General features: G+C 68.5%; 2 protein-coding genes and 1 pseudogene. All 3 read left to right on the top strand.

The window, feature by feature from the left end; all coding sequences use genetic code 11:
• A pseudogene (locus ACWELQ_RS45895) lies at positions 1-294 on the top strand (phage shock envelope stress response protein PspM); the annotation flags it as partial.
• 238 nt (positions 295-532) lie between these two features.
• The gene (locus ACWELQ_RS45900) at positions 533-709 is read left to right on the top strand and encodes a hypothetical protein (protein WP_452403228.1); all 177 of its coding nucleotides are present in this window, start codon (positions 533-535) and stop codon (positions 707-709) included.
• A gap of 89 nt (positions 710-798) precedes the next feature.
• The coding region (locus ACWELQ_RS45905) for a quinone oxidoreductase family protein (protein WP_452403229.1) at positions 799-1,271 on the top strand (473 nt) is incomplete at its 3' end.

Here is a 1,271-nt window from a genome sequence, read left to right on the forward strand (position 1 = left end):
CACGCGCTCGCCCAGGATGTGGTCGCCATGGAGCGGGCCTCGGGTGCGCTGGGCGTGAATTCGCCGCTCGGCGAGCATGTCCGGGCCGTCTCGATCCGGCTGGACGGCGGTGTCGTCGAGTACGAGGGCATGGTGGCCGCCGCCGCACGCGTGCTCGCGGTGCCCGACAGCGCCGCCGTGACCGACCAACTCGGCTGGGCCATGGTCAATCTGCGCGATGCCGCCGACCGCCTCGACGGCTGGGCGGAAGCGCTCACAGACCTCGCCGAGCCCCGCTACCGCGGCAACCCGTGACCGATCTGCCCCTGGAATCAGGAGCGACCTGCGCTGATCCAGGATCGGCCCGGCCCGATCCCCGAGCGGCGCGCCGCAATCCCTGATCGGCGGGTCGGAATCGGTCCGCGCAGTGCTCAGGGTGAACCCTGAAATTCCCCGGATATTGCTGTTGACCTGGTGATTTTCTCAGGAACGCACCGCAGTATGGATGGTGACGGATCTGCCGGACGGCGGTTCGGAGACCAGGAGGCATGAAATGTTTTGGAAGATTCTCGGCGTCGTCGTCCTCGTGTGGATCGCCTTCGCCATTCTGGGCGCGCTGATCAAGGCGCTGTTCCCGATCCTCATCATCACCGCGATCATCTTCGGCCTGTACCTGGTGTACAAGGCGATGTCGGGTTCGAAGAACAAGTCGCCCCTCGGCAAGTACTGACCAGCCGGAGCGCGCGCGACGCGCCCGCCGCAGGACCGTCCACCCCCCGATGCGCGGGGCGGGCGGTCCTTTTTCCGTATCATCACCGCATGGCTACTGCTGTCGTTGCCACCTCGTACGGTGGACCGGAAGTCTTGTCGCTCATCGAGATCGAGGTGCCCGAACCGGGGCCGGGTGAGGTCGCCATCGCGGTGCGGGCCGCCGGGGTGAATCCCTTCGATTACAAGGTCTACAGCGGTGCGTTCGGCACCGATCCGGGCAAGTTGCCGTTGCGGCTGGGGCTCGAGGTGGCGGGGGTGGTGACCGCGGTCGGTCCCGACGCGGTCGGTCCGGCCGGCCCGATCGCGGTGGGGGACGAGGTGATCGCGCAGGTGTCGGGCGGCTATGCCTCGGTGGTGAACGCCAAGGCGGCGAGCGTCGTGCCCAAGCCCGCCGATGTGGATTGGAAGCAGGGCGCCGGGGTGCTGAGCGTGGGCGGCACGGCCGTGCACATGCTGGTCGCCACCGACGTCGGTCCGGGGGACACCGTGCTGGTGCACGGTGCCGCGGGCAGTGTGGGCGC

The sequence above is a fragment of the Nocardia sp. NPDC004722 genome, assembly GCF_053601505.1.